Origin of the sequence: Clavibacter lycopersici (assembly GCF_003576405.1) — a bacterium.
Classification (GTDB): Bacteria; Actinomycetota; Actinomycetes; order Actinomycetales; family Microbacteriaceae; genus Clavibacter; species Clavibacter lycopersici.
The window spans coordinates 1-941 of record NZ_QWGT01000443.1 but is presented as its reverse complement, the minus strand read 5'-3'; the positions used below and the strand labels follow the sequence as shown (position 1 = coordinate 941).

At 78.0% G+C, this 941-nt stretch carries 1 protein-coding gene; it reads left to right on the top strand.

The window, feature by feature from the left end:
* A partial coding sequence (locus DZG00_RS15830; RefSeq protein WP_375342514.1) for a transcription antitermination factor NusB occupies nucleotides 1–941 on the top strand: 941 nt, incomplete at both ends.

Genomic DNA, 941 nt, shown 5'->3' with positions numbered 1-941 from the left:
CGGCGGCCCGCGCCGCACCGGGGGCACCCGCCGCCCCGACGACCGCGGCGCCCGTCCCGCCGAGCGCCGCGAGGCGGTCGGCGGCCCCGCCACCGTGAGCCCCGCCCGCCGCGTCGCCTACGAGGTGATCAGCGCCGTCCGCGAGTCGGACGCGTACGCGAACCTGCTGCTGCCCGTCAAGATCCGCCGCGCCGCCCTCAGCGCGCAGGACGCCGCCCTCGCCACCGAGCTGACCTACGGCACGCTCCGCATGTCCGGGTACTACGACCGCGTGATCGAGCTGGCCGCCGGGCGTCCCGTCACGGCGATCGACGCGCCGATCCTCGACGTGCTCCGCCTCTCGGTGCACCAGCTCCTCAGCATGCGCGTCGCCACGCATGCGGCCGTCAACGAGGGCGTCGACATGGCCCGCGCGGTCGGATCCCGGTCCGCGACGGGCTTCGTCAACGGCGTGCTCCGCACCATCACGCGCACCGAGCCCGACGGGTGGCGGCAGCGCGTCCTCGACAGCGCCGCGAGCGACGACGAGCGCCTCGCCCTCGAGCACTCGCACCCGCTCTGGGTGCTGCGCGCCCTCCGCCAGGCGCTCGCCCGCGAGGGCCGCGCCGACGAGCTCGAGGACCTGCTGCGCGCCGACAACGCCGCGCCCGCCGTCAGCCTCGTCGCGCTCCCGGGCCTCGCCACCGTCGCGGAGACCGGCGAGCAGCCCGCCGCGTTCTCGCCCGTCGGCGCATACCTCGAGGGCGGTGACCCGATGGACGCGCCCGGCGTCGCGGAGGGCCGCGTCCGCGTGCAGGACGAGGGATCCCAGCTCGCCGCCCTCGCGCTCAGCCGCGCCCGGCCCGTCACCCCCGGCGAGCGCTGGCTCGACCTCTGCGCAGGCCCCGGCGGCAAGGCCGCGCTGCTCGCCGCCGAGGCCGGACGCTCCGGCGCCCTCCTCA